Origin of the sequence: Synechococcus sp. R70.1 (genome assembly GCF_047461675.1) — a bacterium.
In the GTDB taxonomy this organism is placed as follows: Bacteria; Cyanobacteriota; Cyanobacteriia; order Thermostichales; family Thermostichaceae; genus Thermostichus.
The window spans coordinates 24669-40924 of the sequence record NZ_JANSHR010000038.1; the positions used below are offsets into that span (position 1 = coordinate 24669).

Genomic DNA, 16256 nt, shown 5'->3' on the forward strand with positions numbered 1-16256 from the left:
AGCAGCAGGATGGGCGACGTTGTCTTAATTACAGGCGCTTCCGAGGGTATCGGCAGGGCAACTGCCTTTACCTTTGCCCGCGGTGGCTACCGCCTGGCGCTGGCTGCCCGCACGGCCGAAACTCTGAAGCAAACAGCTATCGAGCTGGAGCAAAGCCTCAATGCGGAAGTATTGGCCGTCCCTACCGATGTGACGCAGCCGGATCAGGTGCAAAAGCTGGTCGAGGCTACCCTGGAGCGCTATGGTCGCATCGACTGCCTGATCAACAACGCCGGCATCTGTCTGAGTGGCCCTTTCCTGCAGACGACGTTGGAACACTGGCAGGCGCTGATGGCAGTTAACTTCTGGGGCTATTTGCACACCATCCGGGCAGTGCTCCCCGACATGCTGAAGCGTAAAAGAGGCCAGATTGTCAACGTCGGCTCTATAGGTGGCAAAATGCCCCTGCCTCAGATGGCTGCCTATTGTGCCAGCAAGTATGCAGTTAGCGGGCTGACGGAGGCGCTGCGTCTAGAGCTGCAACCCCACGGCATCCAGGTCATCGGTGTCCATCCGGGCCTGGTCAACAGCAACTTTCTCAAGCGGGCCATTTTTCTCGAGGAGCCGGGAGAGGACAACTTGACCCACCCAAGCAGGGCACGGCAGCGAATGCAGCAGGCCCTGGAGAGCTTTTGGGTTAGCCAGCCGGAAGATGTGGCCGCAGCCATCTGGGAGGCTGTCTGCCACTCCAAGTCAGAAGTGGTCGTCGGCATGGCCCAGTGGGCAGTAGCAGCCTACACTCTCTTCCCTGGCTGGGTTGGTCCGTTGCTGCAAAGTTTGCCCGACTGATCCTAGGCTCAACTTCGCCAGTTCAGAGGCGGGTATTATGGTAGGCATGGTAGGCCCTCCCAGTTGCAGCGGAAGGATCCTGAGGATCTATGGTAGACCCCGTGCCTTCCCCTCCAAGTGCTCAGCAGCATCTTCTCATCGTGGAAGATCGAGATGGACGCCGCACGCAGGTGCTGACGGCTGCAAAGTACTTCATCGGTCGCGACCTGGCCAACGATATCTGTCTTAACTCTCAGTACGCCTCCCGCCACCATGCCATGCTGTTGCGCATCCCTGCTGAAAAGGAGGGAGAATACTCCTATCGCATACTGGACGGGGATCTGGAGGGCCGGCCCAGCACCAACGGCCTGTTGATCAACGGCCAGAAAGTCTCTACCCACCAGCTTAAGTCGGGAGATGTCATCAGCTTTGGTCCAGACGCCAAGGCTACCTACATCGTCAAGAACCCCTAGCTTGACCTTTATTGGGTTTGCCTTCTTCTTGAGGGTTTTTCTCTAGTCCTCGTTCGCGACAGCGGTGCGGAGTTGCCGGACAATTCGCTACCTTGTGGCACAATGTGCAATCTCGCCAACGCACCTTCTGCCTTGACGTGGACTAGCTAAGCTAGTAAGCTGGCAGGTGCCTTTTTTCTAGGCATTTTGCCTGGGCTAAAGTTGGCTCCGTCTCTAGCCTGTGGGCTCTATCCAGGGCAAGGAGCAACCACTGTCAGCTCGACGGGAGGTGAGGGCTGTGGAGATCCCTCTGGCGGCGCGGTAGGCGTTGAGCCTGCTACCAGTCATGGATCATGGGAGTGTTTGTTAGCGTTTCGTAGGTCTCTCAGAGCGGATGAGTTGGCAGTCACAGAGGGGTCGGCGCTCCTACCAGGTTGTCCCCGTGGGCGGGATTGCCTTAGGCTTGGCTCTGCTGCTGCTGGGATGTGCCGCTGGGGGATCCTCATCCTTGGAAGCCCAGGGGACGGCAGCTGTTGCCAACGCTGCCCCCGCTAAAGGAGAGCCCCAGCACCTGCCCGTGGAAGCAGAAGTAACCCTTGCCGGTCGGCGCTTTGAGCTGGAGGTGGCTCGCACCCCTGAGCAACAGCGGCTGGGCCTGATGTTCCGCACCGATTTGCCGCCCAATCGCGGCATGTGGTTCCCCTTCGACCCACCCCAGCCGGTTGCCTTCTGGATGTTCAACACACCGCTGAACCTGGACATTATCTTTCTCCACCAAGGCCGGGTGGTGTACATCGCCGCCAATGTGCCCGGCTGTCCCGCCCTGCCCTGCCCCGCCTATGGGCCTCCCCCCAGCCAGCTAGTGGACAGCGTGCTGGAGTTCCGTGGCGGGACGGCAGCGGCCTTGGGCTTGCAAGTTGGAGATACGGTTGAGATCCGCGAGCTCTCGCCCAGAACCCCTTGAGGATCCCGTCTGCCGTCTTGATTGCGATTGGGATGGCCTCTTTGCGATGATTCTTCCTAGGGGTCGCTGATGCAAAGAGGCGACGGCGAGCTCAGGATGGTTCGGCTACTGCCAGCAAAGCCCTATGGAGGTTAGCAGCGTAGCCCAGTGGCTGGGGGTCGGGGCTGTGGCCCTGGCTTCTGTGCTTTGGGCCGAGATTGTGCGGGATGTGCGCCATTGGCTAGCTCACCAGTGGCCCTGGCTGATGCCCAAACACACTTTGCACCACCGCCTGTTTCGCCCCGATCTCAGCGTGGTAGACCCAAAGTTATACCGGGAATCCCAGTGGCACCACGACGTCCCGGAAGCGGCGACGATGCTTCTGGCTGGGATCCCCTGGGTGGTGCTGTTGGGACAGGGATCCTGGCTGTACGGCCTGGCGGCGGCGGTGGGAGTGGTCTACTCGGCCAGTTTCTTGGCTGCTGGCCTGCTGCGGGGCTGCGGGCTAGCTCTGCAAACGGATATTACCCACCAGCCAGGGCCTTTCCCTGCTCCTCCCAGCCAGTGGCATGTCAACCGCGCCTACCACTGGCGGCACCACTTCGACGACACCAACGCCTACTTCTGCGGCACCCTAACCTTGCTGGATCGGATCATGGGCAGCAGTCTCTCCTTTAAAGGCAAGCGCGTGGCCATCACTGGCGCCTCTGGCACCCTGGGCCGGGCCCTCTTGAAGCACTTTTCCCGCCATGGGGCCCAAGTCATCGCCCTCAGCTCCCATGCGGATTCGGTTTCCATCGAAGTGGAGGGACAACTTCAGCCGGTGCCGACTGTTCGCTGGCAGGTGGGGCAGGAGGGATCCCTGGCCGAGCTCCTGGAGGAGGTCGATATCCTGGTCATCAACCACGGCCTAAACGTCCATAGGCAACGGGATCCCGAATCGGTTCGCCAGTCCTATGCCGTCAACACCTTCTCGGCATGGCGCCTGATGGAGCTATTTTTCCAGACGGTGCGCAGCAATCGGGAAATGGCCACCAAAGAGGTCTGGGTGAACACCTCCGAAGCCGAGGCCAGCCCTGCTTTTAGCCCCCTCTACGAGCTCTCCAAACGGGCCCTGGGCGACCTGGTGACCCTGCGCCGTCTCGATGCTCCCTGCGTGGTGCGCAAGCTTATCCTTGGCCCTTTCAAGAGCCAGCTCAACCCGATTGGAGTTATGTCGGGGGATTGGGTGGCCGCCCAAATCCTGGCCCAGGCCAAACGCGACTGCCGCAACATCATCGTCACCATCAACCCCCTCACCTACCTACTTTTCCCGCTGAAAGAGTTGGCCGTCAGCACCTATTTCCGGCTCTTCAGCCGCCGCTCTTCTCCACTAGCCGTCCCCGATCCCAGCGCTGGGATCCCAATCTAGGGAGTCGGGCAAGTCCTAGCCAGCTTATGGCATTGGGCGCCAAGGTGGAGTAAGACAAAAGCAGGTTCTTTGGCGTCAGCAGGATGGGATCCCTTCGGGGAGCGAAAATGCCCTTTTGGAGAATTCAGCAGCTCGCTCTCCAAATGAACGTTGGGTGTGAGGAGTAGGAGTGAGCGATGAAAATTGCGCAACAGTGGGCGCGCGCAGTGCTTTGCCTAGTGGGTGGCGCCTGGATGCCGGGGCTTTTGTCCGGCTGTGCCATTCCCATAGCCGCTGCAGGGGTCGCCGAGGTTCAGGTGCGCCTGGTACATGTGGCCCCCAATACCCCTCCCCTTGACTTGGAAGTGGGGGGCGTCAAGGTAGCGCGCAGTGTAGCCTATGGCTTGGTGAGCGAGTATACCCGCTTGCCGACAGGAGAGTACGACATCCTGTTGCTTGCAACGCCCGAGACGTCCTCGGCTTCTCAGGTGGTGGCCAAAACGGTGGCCAACTTTAGAGGTGGGGGAGTATTCTCAGTGGTGGCCGCTGACGAGCCCAATCGCGTGACGGCCTTGGTACTAGAAGACAATATTAACCCCCTGTTCGATCAGGCCCTGGTGCGGTTTGTCCACGCTGCTCCCGACGCGCCCCCTCTGCAATGGCAAGGGGAGCGGGGACGAGTGCTGATACCCCAGTTGGCCTTTGGGCAGGCTTCTACCTTTCAGGCGATGCGCCCCGGCTTTACCCAAGTCCAGGTGTTCACCGTCGCTCCCAGGATCCCCCTGCAACGCTTTGACCTGCAATTGGAGGCAGGCAAAGTCTATACCCTTTATGTGGCAGGGTTGCTGCGTAGCAATCCAAGCTTGAGTGGGGTGCTAGCGGAAGAAACGCGGGCTCGTCGCCTTCTCTAGGTGTCTTCCCCCTACACTTCGGGAAGTAACAGTGGATACCCTATTCCGGGTGGAGGTGCTCAGCCAAACCCCAGATCCCGAGCGGGTGATCTGGCTGGCGATGCACCAGGACTACAGTGCGGAGTACGTCGCGGCTGCCAGTCGCGTCCCGGCCAATTACGGTGAGGCGGTGGTGCGGCACCTATTGGAGGGTGACCGTGGGCATTATGGGCCTTTGGAGCATCCGCAGATTACGTTTGCTGTGGGGTATTTTCCGCACTTAGTGGTGCAGCAGGCGCGCACGCACCGTATTGGGGTGTCGTTCGATGTGCAGTCGTTTCGGTACACTGGGAAGCAGCTTCTGGAACTGGGATCCGATCCCAGCCCTGACCAACTGGAGCAGGTGTTCTATGTCCCCGCCAACATCAAGGAGGGGCAGGCCAAGACCCGCGAGGGAGTTTGCCCCATCTCCCCAGAAGCGCTGGGCATTGTGCTAGAGCAATACCGCAGCCAAGTGGCCGCCTACCGCCGCTTGGTAACCGAGTGCGGTGTACCACCTGAGGATGCTCGCTGCGTTTTAGGCTACGGCATTCGGCAGCACTTCGTGGTGAGTTTTAACTGCCGTAGTTTGATGCATTTTTTGGATCTACGTGCCAAGGCAGATGCGCAGCGCGAAATTCGGGAGTTGTGCGACCTGATTTGGCCCCACTTTGAAGCGTGGTGCCCGCACATTGCGGCGTGGTACCGCAAAAACCGCTGGGGCAAGGCTAGGCTATCTCCTTAGAAATTGGATGAGAACGCCCTACAAAGCCTAGGGTCAAGGCTTAGAATTCCCTAAGCTTTAACCTCGCCTTTTGGCTAGGGGTTTATGGATCCCAAAGCTTATGAACAAGTGGCGAGCCTAGAAGATCGGCATTGGTGGTTTCTGGGCCGCCGTCGCATTCTCCGCCGGGTTATTGCAAGGATCCCTCTTCCTCCCGCAGCTTGTATTTTGGAAGTCGGCTGTGGCAGCGGTGGCAACCTGGAAATGTTGTCTCAATTTGGCCAGGTCTTCGCAGTGGAAAGAAGCGAGATAGCATTGCCTATTGCCCGGGCCCGTGGAATCGGAGTTGTGGCCGAAGGGGAATTGCCGCATCGGATCCCTTTTGGTTCTCAACAATTTGATTTGATTGCTCTGCTGGATGTCCTAGAGCATTTGGAGGAAGACAAAGCGGCTCTGGAAGCCCTTACCAAGAGGCTAAAGCCCCCTGGCTACATGGTGATTACGGTACCGGCCTACCCCTGGCTGTGGAGTACCCACGACGAACTCAATCACCACAAGAGACGCTACACGCCGGAACAACTTCGCTCCCTACTTAAAAGCGTCGGCTTGGAAACTTATTACCTTTTTCAACAGCTTTCTCTTTCCATTGGCAGCAGGGATCCGCCTAGCCCAAAAGGGCCTACGCCTCAGGGAGAGCCAGAATCTGAAGATGCCCTTGCCCTGGGTCAACTGGCTTTTAGCTGAGATCTTTGCTGCAGAAGCCTATTTGATCCCCAAGTTCCCCCTGCCCTTTGGCCTGTCTCTGTTGGCAGTAGCTAGTCCTAGGAAAGATGCGTTGGCTTAGTCTCCCAACTCGGGATCCGGCCGTACCCGCACTTCCATCTGGCGCAGCAGCCGCAGCGAGCTTTCCGGCCCATCGATCATCTGCTGCTCGTTGATCCAGTAGGTGGCAATGCCCAGGTCCTCAAGGAAGCGGATGTAAGGATCCGGCGGCGGCCCGTCAAAAACGGCGGCTTTTTGGACGGAAAATCCCTGTTCTAGCCAAGGCGTGAGGGCAAAGCGCTCGTAGTAGAGCAACTGCCCCACCACCTCCTGCATGACCTCTGCTGCATCTTTGTGGTGTAGCAATTTCACCTCGGCCAAAAGCAGCTGCCCGTCTGCAACCGCTAAGAAGTCAAAGGTGTGCTGGTCTTCGCGCACTTCCAAGCCAGCCAGACGGAACCAGCGGCGAAACTGGTGCAAGATTTCGTTGTGGCGCTCGCTGCGCTCCAACTGACGCCGGCGGCGGCGCTCTGCCATCAGCGGGTCTGTCCCGGCAGAGGAAGGGATACCACTGCTGCAAAACTGGGGCGGCTCGTCGGGATCTAAAACCACCCTACCCCCTGCAGGTTGGTGCAAGAGGGGTGGCATAGAGGGCAACAGCTCGACGGCTCCCCACTCCACCTCCGGCTGCGCAGCCAGGGCAAGCAGAGGGCGGTTGAGAGGGTGTTCCGGGTGGGTGTCAAACAACAGCTTGAGTTGGGAGTGGCTAAACTGAAAATCTAAACGAAACTGTTCCACAGAAAGGCGATCCCGCCCCTTTTGCAGAGTCTCCTGGCCAAAGTAGAGCATCACCAGAAGAGGATAGATGGGTAGAGGGCGATGGGGTGGGATAAGCATGGCCCACATCGCGTCAGTCCAGTGGGGAAGCAGGATCTCGGCCTGTCTGCCTTTGCCCACCACCTGCAGCATTTTGGGGTGGCCGGGCTGCCAACCACAGGGATGGTCGTCGAAGCCACAGGTTTGCCGCCCTTGATCCACGCTTAGGGGGTAGCGCCCGTCGTAGAGGCGAAAGGGACACAGATCCCGGTCTGCTGCTAAAAAACGCTCGTCCTGCCACAAGTGGGCGGCCAGGGCATGACAGCCAATGCCTTCCTGGCTGTTGCAGGCTTTGAGCCAGCGGCGTTCGACCAATTTGCCCCCCACTTTGCTTGGCGCCAGAGGCCGAACAAGGCCATTTTCCCCTTGGTTAAACAGCGGCCACACCAGGGGATCCCCTGTCTCTGGCAGCGTGGGTAAGAGAGGGTGGGTTTTGGTGTAAAACGGGTCACAAATGCGCTGGGCCACCTGCTCCAGGGGCAGGCCATGGGGAGACCCCACCGGCGGCAGAAGGGATCGCGAGCCGGCCTGGGCGCGGTGATACTGGATGGCCAGGGCCACCTCCAGCCCTACTGGACGCAGTTCCGGCGTCAACTGCCGGTAGCGCTGCAGTAGCCGTGAAGCTTGCACAAACAGGTCGTAGCGCCGAACGGGAACTGCCTCAGCCATAGGGTTGCCGGAAAAGATCCCCACTGCCTTGGGCAAGAGCTGGCACAGACAAGCACCATGGCCTCAAGAAATGAGACCTTGGCAACTGTCTCTGCAGACCCTGACCTTGCCGAGGATATCGGGCCGACACCCATTCCCCTTGGCGTCAGGTCAGTAGTCAGTGTAGTGGAGAAACCCAGGGTAGTGGAGAAACCCAGGCGCGAGAAGATGTTGCCACCTGGCGGCAGGTTGTGGGAAAAATGCGCAGCAGGCCCTAGCGTCGCGGCCACCAAGGAAACCAAGGAAGCCGCCAAGGAAACCAAGGAAAGGGAAAGGGGCGCTCTGTCTCTGCGTCGCGGTTGTACTCGGTTGGGCGGCCCGTCTCTGGCTGGATCGCCAAGCTGCCCACGGAGTCGGCCTCTCGGTAGACGCGGGCAATTTGATGGTGGATTTGGGCCATGTCTTCAGCAGAGACCACGCCATTGTCGGTGGCTTTGTAGAACTGGATCGTGACCCGACCTAGCGGTTTCACTTTTAGCAACCCCATGCCTCTGCCGGGATCCCAAGCCACCTGGGCTACCATATAGAAATTGTAGCGCTCCTGCCAACTTTCCCAGATCATGGCCAATCTTCAACGGGATCCTGAGGTCAACTTGTCGGCTGCTTCGGCTCTTGCCCAAAACCCCCAGCCGGCGATCCCCTCCTTGCCGTTGCACGTCATGTTTCGCTTGGGCCTATTTCAGATGGGCTTGGGGATGATGTCGCTGCTGACGCTGGGGGTGCTCAACCGGGTCATGATTGACCCCAATCTCTTGGCCATCCCGGCCACGGTAGCAGGGGGATCCCTGGCCATGCACCAGTTGGTGTCTCCGGCCCGCGTCTGGTTTGGGCAGCTTTCCGATGCCAAGCCTTTGTTTGGGACGCACCGCAGCGGCTATGTACGCCTGGGATCGGTGCTCTTTGCCCTGTGCATCTTTTTGGCGGTGCAGGTGGTGTGGGGTTTGGGGCAGAGCTTTGCTAGAAGTGGCTGGTCGCTGGCCACCTATGGCTGGATTGCTCTGGCCGCCTTCATGTTTGCTCTTTACGGGCTTTGCCTCAGTGCCTGCTCCACGCCCTTTGCGGCGCTGCTGGTGGACGTTTCCGATGAGCACAACCGCTCCCAGTTGGTGGGGATCGTCTGGTCCATGTTGATGGTGGGCATTGCTGGGGGGGCGATTGGCTCGGCGGTGCTGCTGCGCGGCCTGGATCTAGAGAATCTCCAGAGTACGATTAACCGCCTCTTTATCGTCATTCCTGCCGTGGTGATCCTGCTGGGGGTCATTGCTACCTGGGGGGTAGAAAAGCGCTATTCCCGCTATGGATCCCGTTCCACCTTGGCCGGGCGGGAGGATCAGATTACCCTGGGCACGGCCCTCAAGGTGCTCACCGCCAGCCGCCAAACCCTGATCTTCTTCAGCTTTTTGGCCCTGATGACCATGGGCCTGTTCATCCAACAGCCGGTTCTCGAGCCCTATGGCGGCGAGGTGTTTGGCATGACGGTAGCCCAGAGCACCCAACTCAACGCCTTTTGGAGTATAGGCGTCTTGGTAGGGATTGTGGTGACTGGCTTTCTCATCGTGCCTAGGCTGGGCAAGCAGACGACTGCCCGCTTGGGCTGCCTGCTGGTGGCCCTTTCTTTTGGGCTGACCATTGCCGCAGGGTTTACAGGCAAGCCGCAGCTGCTGCAGCTATGTATGATCCTGTTCGGCTTAGCCTCGGGGATCACCACCAACGGCGCCATTAGCCTAATGTTGGATTTGACAGCAGCAGAGACCGCCGGCACCTTCATCGGCGCGTGGGGCTTGGCCCAGGCGATGTCGCAGGCGCTTTCTACCCTCATTGGCGGCGCTTTGCTCGATCTGGGGCGGCTCCTTTTCCCCACTTCCTCGGTGCTGGCCTATGCCACCGTCTTTGGAGTGGAGGCAGGGGTGATGTTGCTGGCAGTGTATCTGCTGGGCCGGGTGAGCGTAGCGGAGTTTCGGGAAAACACCAGCCGCGCTCTCACCAGAGTGCTAGCGCTTGAGTTAGAGGGCTAACGCCGTGGCACCGGCTCGTAGTGCGGGCAACCCTGGCAGGGCCCACTGGGGTTAACGGCGCAGCGCAACAGGGGCGAGCGGGCATTGAAGCGACAGGAGGGATCCCCCAAAAACTGGCCTGCTTCAGGGGGTGGGCTCACTGGGCGAATGAGGGCGCGGATGCCACAGAGGTGATATTTGCCCTGCCGCAACTGGTAGGAGTGGCGCTTTTCTAAAACCAGGTAGTGCTGCTCGGCTAGTTGAACGTAGGTGCCCGGATGGGGGCTGGTTTCCCAGGGGCATTCGTCCACCACCTCTCCCGAATCGGCATCGATCCACTGAATGGGCAAGGTTGGGTTGACAGAAGCCATAGGGCACAGCGGCAGCCAGCCTGGAGAACAGCTCGGCAAACGAAGGGATGGACGCAGGCTGGCTTGTACTACCAGCTTTACTCAGTGTAGTGGATTTCCCGGGGTGGCTGGACGGCTCGGGGGAGAGAAGGAGGCAGCTAGAATACGTGGGCGAGAAAGGACCCCGGCAAAGCATGGGCAAAGTAGTGGTTATCGGGGCGGGGCTGGCCGGCTTAACCTGCGCCAAGGTGCTGAGTCAGGCGGGGTGGAGGGATGTCCTAGTTTTGGAAAAAAGCGACGGCCCTGGGGGCCGGGTGCGCACCGACGAGGTGGAGGGCTTTCGCCTGGATCGCGGCTTTCAGGTGCTGTTTACGGCCTACCCTCAGGTGCGGCGGCATCTGGATCTGAGCAGACTTGACCCCTGCCCCTACCGTCCGGGAGCTATCCTGGCCCGATCCGGTCGCTGCTGGCTGTTAGGGGATCCGCTGCGGGATCCAGCCAGCCTCGTCTCTTCCCTATTCAACCCCCTGGCTAGCTTTGGGGACAAGCTCAAGGTGCTGCAGTTGCGAGCGGAGCTGGCGCAGCGCACGCCGGAGCAGGTCTTCCAGGAAGGGCTGGGGGGATCCGATGGCTCGGTGCGAGAGTTCCTAGAGGGGTACGGGTTCTCCGCCAAGATCTGCCAGCACTTCTTCTACCCCTTTTTCCGCGGCATTCTTCTGGATCCAGAGCTGGCCAGCAGTGCCCGTCTCTTGGCGTTCTATTTCAAGATGATGGCCGAGGGAGCCATTGTCACCCCAGCGCTGGGCATGGGAGAACTTGCCCGCCAACTGGCCAGCTACCTTTCCCCAGAGCAGATCCGCTACCAAACCCCGGTGGAGCGCATCCTGGTCGAGGAAGGAAGAGTGCGCGGGATCCGCACCGCCGGCGGAGAGGAGATCCCTGCCGAGTGGGTAGTCTGCGCCACCGAGGCCCCTCAGGCGCGGTCCTGGCAAGCGGAGCTCTGTCCCCACGCCGCTGTGCCCATCCCCACCCAGGGACGGTCGGTTACCTGCCTCTACTTCTGCGCTCCCTTTTCTCTAGCCCGCGGCGCCTACTTGTACCTCAACGCCAGCGGCCAAGGCTGGATCAACCACTGGGTTCAGCTCACCCGCATCAGCCCGGCACTGGCTCCTCCTGGCCAACACCTCTATTCGGTGACGGTATTGGGGGATCCCCCCTTGAGCGACGAGGAGCTGGCCCAAACCTGTCGGGCCGAGCTGCAGGTCTATTTTCCCAAAGCCCCCTTGAAACAGTTGCGCCTGCTGCGGGTGTATCGCATCCCTTTTGCCCAGTTTGTGCAGCCGCCTGGCTTCCAGCAGCATTTGGTTCCCACCCATAGCGGCCTGCCAGGCCTTCTCTGGGCTGGAGAGTACACTCACCAGAGCAGCATCGAGGGATCCCTGCGCAGCGGCGAACAGGCAGCGGCCTGGATCCTGCAAAAATCGGCCTTTTAGACTTTCTTAACTCTACTCCCGGAACCAAAGCTGGGATCCCGTGGTATGAAGGGGGTGGACTTGGTCGCCCACGAGGATCCCTCTGTTATGCAGAATGTTACCCTCAACCCCTTCTCCCTTTTGCAGCGCTCGCTGGAACTGGTAGGCCCTATCTATGGGCCGCTGCTGATCCTGGCCTCTCCAGGCTTTATTCTGGCCATCGTCACGGAGCTGACCCCACTTCTCGGGGGGATCCTCCAACTGGCCTATGGCATTGTTGCACCGATCCTAGTCGGAGCAGCCTTGTGGCTGGTGGATCAGCACCTGAAGCGGCAAGCTCCCCTGCTGGGCAACAGCCTCAACCGAGCTGTCTCGAAGGCAGTGCCTCTAGTTCTGGGCACCCTCTTAGCAGCACTCCTCTCTTGCCTTGCCTCCATCTTTCTGATCATTCCAGGCATTTATGTAGGGGTTAAGCTGGCCCTCACACCTTGTGCCATTGCTCTAGAAAATCAAGGAACTACAGGAGGGCTGCGCTACAGTTGGAATCTCGTCAAAGGTCGTTGGTGGGGCGTGTTTTGGGCCCTTCTGGTCCTGGGCTTGATTCTTGGTTTTGCGGGTGGATTGATAGTTGGATTTGTCATAGTTGTGGCTGATGTTGGCGACTTTGGGGTGAGGATGGTTGCGGCTGCCGCTGCCACAGCCGTTCAGCCCATCTTCTGGGTCTATGTGGTGCTCCTGTTCCGATCCCTGCAACGATTGAAGGGGCAAGCAGCCTCCTAGTTTCCGCTTTTGCCCCCATTGGGGATAGCAAAAAGGGTGCTCCCCGTGCCTAGCTTTGAGATGAGAAGGGATCCCTTTTTGGGATTTCGGCTCAACCCAAGATGTCCTAGGTGAGATCCCGTGGTATGAAGGGGGTGGACTGGGCTGCCCACGAGGATCCCTCTGCCATGCAAAGCGCCACCCTCAGCCCGATTCTGCTCTTGCGGCGGTCGTTTGAGTTGGTAGGTCCCATCTACTGGCCGCTGCTGATCCTGACCTCTTCTAGCCATATCGCGTTCTTCGTTGTAGGTCTGACCTCACCTTCCCTCGGGATGATCCTCTCCTTGCTCCTCCTGGCCTATGTCCTAGTCGGCGCGCCCATCTTGACAGGAGCAGCCTTTTGGCTGGTGGATCAGCACTTGAAGCAGCGAACTCCCTTGCTGGGCAATAGCTTGGATCAGGCTTTCTCTAAGGCAGTGCCTCTGATATTCGGCAGCCTCCTGGTGAATCTGATTTCCTCACTAGGGATGCAGCTGTTTGTGTTTCCCGGCATCTATTGCCGGGTAAGGCTAGCTTTCACCCTCTGCGCAATTGCCCTGGAGGACAAGGGTGCCACAGAAGGGTTGGGCTACAGTTGGAACCTGGTCAGGGGCCGTTGGTGGGGGGTGTTTTGGGCATTCCTGGTCGTGGTTTTGATCTTCGGCATCTCAATCCTGCTTTTGCCTTTTGTTGTGGCGATCTTGGGAGCTACCCTAGCTGCAGTTGTAACTGGGGGTAATACCGACATCATAGGACTTGCGCTTCTGGTTTGGGCGCCTGTGGTAGCTCTCTTAGCAGTTGTGGTCGGGTTTGCCGCTTTCACGGCAGTCACGCCTATCTTCAATGTCTACACGGTGCTCCTGTTCCGATCCCTGCAGCAGTTGAAGGGGCAGGCGGCCTAGCTTTGCCTCGCAGCTCAAGCCGGGGGCTTTGCGTAACCCTGGAGTTTACAAGGGCAGACCCAAAGTGCAGACGTTCAATCCGCCATTTAGCGGAGCCCAGAGCAGGAGCTCTTGTCGAGAATAGACAAAGACCTCCCCCGGGAGCACCTCTGCTATGAGCGAAGCTAGGGCAACCGCCATCCAGCAGATCATCCAAGCAGCTATGAGGACTGGTCTGCTTACCGCTGCTCAAGAACACGAGCTGAACCTGAGGCTATTTCAAGATGGCTGTTCCGAGGCGGATTTCTTCCTGCTGCGTCGCCTGCACTCCTGCTTGCGCCAGGGATCCATCCGTCAAGTGCCAAGCTTGCCCAACCCAGTAGCCAGGGGTTGCTTTGGCGCCCCTCTAGTGACCGACAAAGTCGAGGAGGCTCAGCCCCAACCTTGTGAGCTGAGTCGAGCGCACAACCCTAAAGTTAGCTAGGGGAAGGCCCAGGGTGCATTAGAGTTGGAATCCGAGTGATAATAACTCCAGCAATGTGCCCTAGTGGGATCCTCTGCAATGGAAGCTTTTTTCGAGTTTCTCTGGTCTGCCTCGGCTATTTTGCTGGTGATCTTGGTGCTGTTGCATAGCCCCAAGGGAGATGGCCTGGCGGCTATTAGCGGGCAAGCCCAGTTGTTTGCCAGCCCCAAGAGCGCTGAGCAAAATCTGAACCGCCTCACCTGGACGGTGGCTACCCTTTTTCTCTCCATCAGTGTGGTGCTGGGAGCAGGCTGGCTCTCCACAGGCGCAGGGCAATAAGTAGCGTGGCAGTCATCTACTTGCACGGCTTTGGCTCGGGGCCGCAATCAGCCAAGGCTGCCTTTTTCCGCCAGCGGCTGCAGCGGCTTGGGATCCCTCTGGAGGTGCCGGATCTCAACCAAGGCAACTTTACCCAGCTCACTCTCTCTCGCCAGATCCGGCAAGTTTCTGAACAGTTGGCTGCCATGAGTCATCCTCCTGTTACCCTGATTGGCTCTAGCCTGGGAGGTGTAGTGGCTGCCTGGGTAGCTGAGCAGCAGTCTTGCGTGGAACGGCTGGTGTTGCTGGCACCGGCCTTTGGCTTCTTGCAACATTGGCTGCCGCGGCTAGGGGCTGAAGCCGTGGAAGCTTGGCAACGCAGCGGGCAAATGCTGGTCTTTCACCACCAAGAAGGGCGGCCGCTGCCCTTGGCCTATAGCTTTGTTACCGATGCCCAGCGCTACCCCGAGGAGGCACTGCGCCGGCCTGTGCCCACCCTGATTGTGCATGGGACCCGCGACGAAGTCATCCCCATCCAAGCCAGCCGCAACTACGTCGCCCATCGCCCCTGGGCGCAACTGGTAGCTGTGGAGAGTGACCATGCCCTCACCGATGTTCTAGAAACCCTCTGGGAGGTGGTCAGCCGCTTCTGTGGCTGGTCCCAGTTGCCTTCGGAAACGCCCTCCTAGCCTATCTGCCGTTTTGGCCCCCCAACGTCCTTCAGCCCCATGCTGCCCCCCAAAGTGCTCCGTGCCGCTGAGGCAACTGCCGGCCTCTTTTTGGATATGGACGGGGTCATCGTGGATTCGGAGCCAATCCACGCCCGTGCCGGCGCTATTGCCTTGGAGCGCTGCCGGCTTGCTCTAGATCTGGCTCCCGTCTCCCTGCAGTTTAAGGGGCGCACTGACCGGGACATGTTTGAGTATCTCGTGGAACACCTGACGGACACCCCGCCTGCAGAGCGGCCCCTGCTGGTGCAGCGCTTGATTGAGGAAAAGGCCAGGGCTTTTGGGGAGCTGTTGGAAGAGGTGCCCTTGGTGCCGGGGGTGTTGGAGTTTCTGGAGCTCAGCCGCCGTCGCTTTTCAGCCCTTGCCCTCACCACCTCTGCTACCCGTCGGGATCAGGAGCAGATTTTCCAACGCTTTGACCTAGGCCGCTGGTTTGACGCCGTGATTACCGCTGAAGACATCCAGCAAGCCAAGCCCGACCCCGAGCCCTATTTGAGAACAGCTGCCAAAGTGGGCTTGGATCCTAGCTTGTGTTTGGTGGTTGAAGACTCTGCCCACGGGATCCGCGCGGCTAAGGGGGCAGGCTGCCTTGCGGTGGGCCTCACCACTGCTTTTACACCAGCAGAGCTGCGTCAGGCAGGCGCCGATGCTGTGGTGGACAGCTTTGCCGAATTGGCAGAACTTCTGGAGCTGGAGTAGAAAGAATCGTGGAGTCAGGACAAGTCTTCCAGAACCGGAAGGCTCTAGCCCATCGTCATGCCGCCGTCGATGGCAAAGACTTGGCCGGTGATGTAGGCCGCCGCCGGGTCAGCCGCCAAAAAGCGCACTAGCCCCGCCACTTCCGCCGGGGATCCCAGTCGCCCCAGAGGAATTTGGGCCAGGATGGGGCCAGGATCCAGCTTTTCCGTCATCTGGGTAGTGATAAAGCCAGGGGCGACAGCGTTGACGGTGATGTTGCGGCTGGCCAGCTCGCGGGCTGCTGTCTTGGTTAGACCAATTACCCCCGCTTTGGCAGCGCTGTAGTTGGCCTGGCCGGCGTTGCCCACCAAGCCCACCACTGAGGTGATGTTGATGATGCGTCCCTGCCGCTGCTTGACCATGATCTTGGCGGCTGCTTTCAGGCAGAGGAAGACTCCCGTAAGGTTGAGATCCAGCACTGCCTGCCAGTCTTCCGGCTTTAGGCGCAACAGGAGGGCATCGCGGGTAATGCCAGCATTGTTAACCAGCACGTCCACCCGGCCCCACCGCTCCATCACCTGCTCAAAGAGCCGCTCCACTTCTAGGGGCTGGGAGACATCGGCAGCCAGGGCCATCCCCTCCCCTCCCACGGCGGCAATCTCCTGCACTAGCGCTTCGGCCTCAGCGGCGGAGTGGGCGTAGTTGACGACTACCTTGGCGCCAATGGCCCCTAGATGCAGGGCAATGGCCCGGCCAATGCCTCGGCTGGCTCCCGTAACCACGGCCACCTGGTTGTGGAGCGAGGGCAAGGGGAGGAGTTCAGACATAGGCAGCAGCCTCCATGCAAGGGCGATAGCCGCACTAGTATAGGACGCTTTGGCTTCCTTTGGAGCCTTGCCGTCGGCCACGGCCCGTTAGCTAGCCCCGCCGGGAAGCCCCGCCCTCTACTCGCCAGGGTGTTCGCGCTAGCGGCGCGGAGCGCT

Annotated in this window: 19 protein-coding genes; 15 read left to right on the forward strand and 4 right to left on the reverse strand. The window is 59.7% G+C overall.

Translation table 11 applies throughout. The features are described 5' to 3' along the window. Positions 1-9: 9 nt before the first annotated feature. From NW807_RS05820 to NW807_RS05850, 7 genes are all read left to right on the forward strand, one after another. Complete coding sequence (locus tag NW807_RS05820) at positions 10-828, forward strand: SDR family oxidoreductase (protein WP_414395402.1); 819 nt, start codon at positions 10-12, stop codon at positions 826-828. 101 nt (positions 829-929) lie between these two features. Next, positions 930-1280 (forward strand): FHA domain-containing protein, encoded by a 351-nt coding sequence (locus NW807_RS05825; protein WP_414425536.1) that lies wholly within the window; start codon positions 930-932, stop codon positions 1278-1280. Between the two features lie 373 nt (positions 1281-1653). After that, entirely contained in the window at positions 1654-2223 is a 570-nt protein-coding gene (locus tag NW807_RS05830; RefSeq protein ID WP_414425537.1) for a DUF192 domain-containing protein, read from the forward strand. A gap of 124 nt (positions 2224-2347) precedes the next feature. After that, positions 2348-3613, forward strand: coding sequence for a bifunctional sterol desaturase/short chain dehydrogenase (locus tag NW807_RS05835; RefSeq protein ID WP_414425538.1), 1266 nt, complete (start codon positions 2348-2350; stop codon positions 3611-3613). 176 nt (positions 3614-3789) lie between these two features. Further along, on the forward strand, positions 3790-4503 hold the full coding sequence (locus NW807_RS05840) for a DUF4397 domain-containing protein (RefSeq protein WP_414425539.1): 714 nt from the start codon (positions 3790-3792) through the stop codon (positions 4501-4503). 31 nt (positions 4504-4534) lie between these two features. Beyond that, the gene (gene thyX, locus NW807_RS05845) at positions 4535-5266 is read left to right on the forward strand and encodes an FAD-dependent thymidylate synthase (protein WP_414423005.1); all 732 of its coding nucleotides are present in this window, start codon (positions 4535-4537) and stop codon (positions 5264-5266) included. Positions 5267-5350: 84 nt separating this feature from the next. After that, positions 5351-5989: a class I SAM-dependent methyltransferase gene (locus NW807_RS05850; protein ID WP_414425540.1), complete on the forward strand. Its 639-nt coding sequence runs from the start codon at positions 5351-5353 to the stop codon at positions 5987-5989. A 96-nt stretch (positions 5990-6085) separates the two neighbouring features. Here NW807_RS05850 and NW807_RS05855 read toward each other — a convergent pair whose 3' ends face one another. Both NW807_RS05855 and NW807_RS05860 read right to left on the reverse strand, forming a co-directional pair. Continuing rightward, entirely contained in the window at positions 6086-7552 is a 1467-nt protein-coding gene (locus NW807_RS05855; RefSeq protein ID WP_414425541.1) for a hypothetical protein, read from the reverse strand. 253 nt (positions 7553-7805) lie between these two features. Then, on the reverse strand, positions 7806-8153 hold the full coding sequence (locus NW807_RS05860) for a hypothetical protein (RefSeq protein ID WP_414425542.1): 348 nt from the start codon (positions 8151-8153) through the stop codon (positions 7806-7808). Between NW807_RS05860 and NW807_RS05865 the strand changes: the two genes are divergently transcribed. After that, entirely contained in the window at positions 8152-9606 is a 1455-nt protein-coding gene (locus tag NW807_RS05865) for a BCD family MFS transporter (protein ID WP_414425543.1), read from the forward strand. The two genes, NW807_RS05860 and NW807_RS05865, sit on opposite strands and share 2 nt — an antisense overlap. On the opposite strand, the gene NW807_RS05870 is transcribed toward NW807_RS05865, so the two are convergent. Beyond that, on the reverse strand, positions 9603-9956 hold the full coding sequence (locus NW807_RS05870) for a DUF6464 family protein (protein ID WP_414395426.1): 354 nt from the start codon (positions 9954-9956) through the stop codon (positions 9603-9605). The two genes, NW807_RS05865 and NW807_RS05870, sit on opposite strands and share 4 nt — an antisense overlap. A gap of 146 nt (positions 9957-10102) precedes the next feature. On the opposite strand from NW807_RS05870, the gene NW807_RS05875 reads away from it, so the two are divergent. The 7 genes from NW807_RS05875 (at position 10103) to NW807_RS05905 (ending at position 15294) form a co-directional block, all read left to right on the forward strand. Next, positions 10103-11428, forward strand: a complete 1326-nt coding sequence (locus tag NW807_RS05875) for an FAD-dependent oxidoreductase (protein ID WP_414425544.1) — start codon at positions 10103-10105, stop codon at positions 11426-11428. Positions 11429-11473: 45 nt separating this feature from the next. Beyond that, positions 11474-12187 carry a hypothetical protein gene (locus tag NW807_RS05880; RefSeq protein ID WP_414425545.1) on the forward strand — a complete coding sequence of 238 codons (714 nt, stop codon included), beginning with the start codon at positions 11474-11476 and terminating at the stop codon, positions 12185-12187. A gap of 110 nt (positions 12188-12297) precedes the next feature. Continuing rightward, positions 12298-13107 (forward strand): glycerophosphoryl diester phosphodiesterase membrane domain-containing protein, encoded by an 810-nt coding sequence (locus tag NW807_RS05885; protein WP_414425546.1) that lies wholly within the window; start codon positions 12298-12300, stop codon positions 13105-13107. Positions 13108-13261: 154 nt separating this feature from the next. After that, positions 13262-13570 (forward strand): hypothetical protein, encoded by a 309-nt coding sequence (locus NW807_RS05890; RefSeq protein WP_414405120.1) that lies wholly within the window; start codon positions 13262-13264, stop codon positions 13568-13570. A gap of 78 nt (positions 13571-13648) precedes the next feature. After that, entirely contained in the window at positions 13649-13888 is a 240-nt protein-coding gene (secG, locus tag NW807_RS05895; RefSeq protein ID WP_414395434.1) for a preprotein translocase subunit SecG, read from the forward strand. A gap of 5 nt (positions 13889-13893) precedes the next feature. After that, positions 13894-14556, forward strand: coding sequence for a YqiA/YcfP family alpha/beta fold hydrolase (locus tag NW807_RS05900; protein WP_414425547.1), 663 nt, complete (start codon positions 13894-13896; stop codon positions 14554-14556). Positions 14557-14595: 39 nt separating this feature from the next. Then, the gene (locus NW807_RS05905) at positions 14596-15294 is read left to right on the forward strand and encodes an HAD family hydrolase (protein WP_414425548.1); all 699 of its coding nucleotides are present in this window, start codon (positions 14596-14598) and stop codon (positions 15292-15294) included. Between the two features lie 44 nt (positions 15295-15338). Here NW807_RS05905 and fabG read toward each other — a convergent pair whose 3' ends face one another. Then, positions 15339-16082 (reverse strand): 3-oxoacyl-[acyl-carrier-protein] reductase, encoded by a 744-nt coding sequence (gene fabG, locus NW807_RS05910; protein ID WP_414395568.1) that lies wholly within the window; start codon positions 16080-16082, stop codon positions 15339-15341. Positions 16083-16256: the final 174 nt, after the last annotated feature.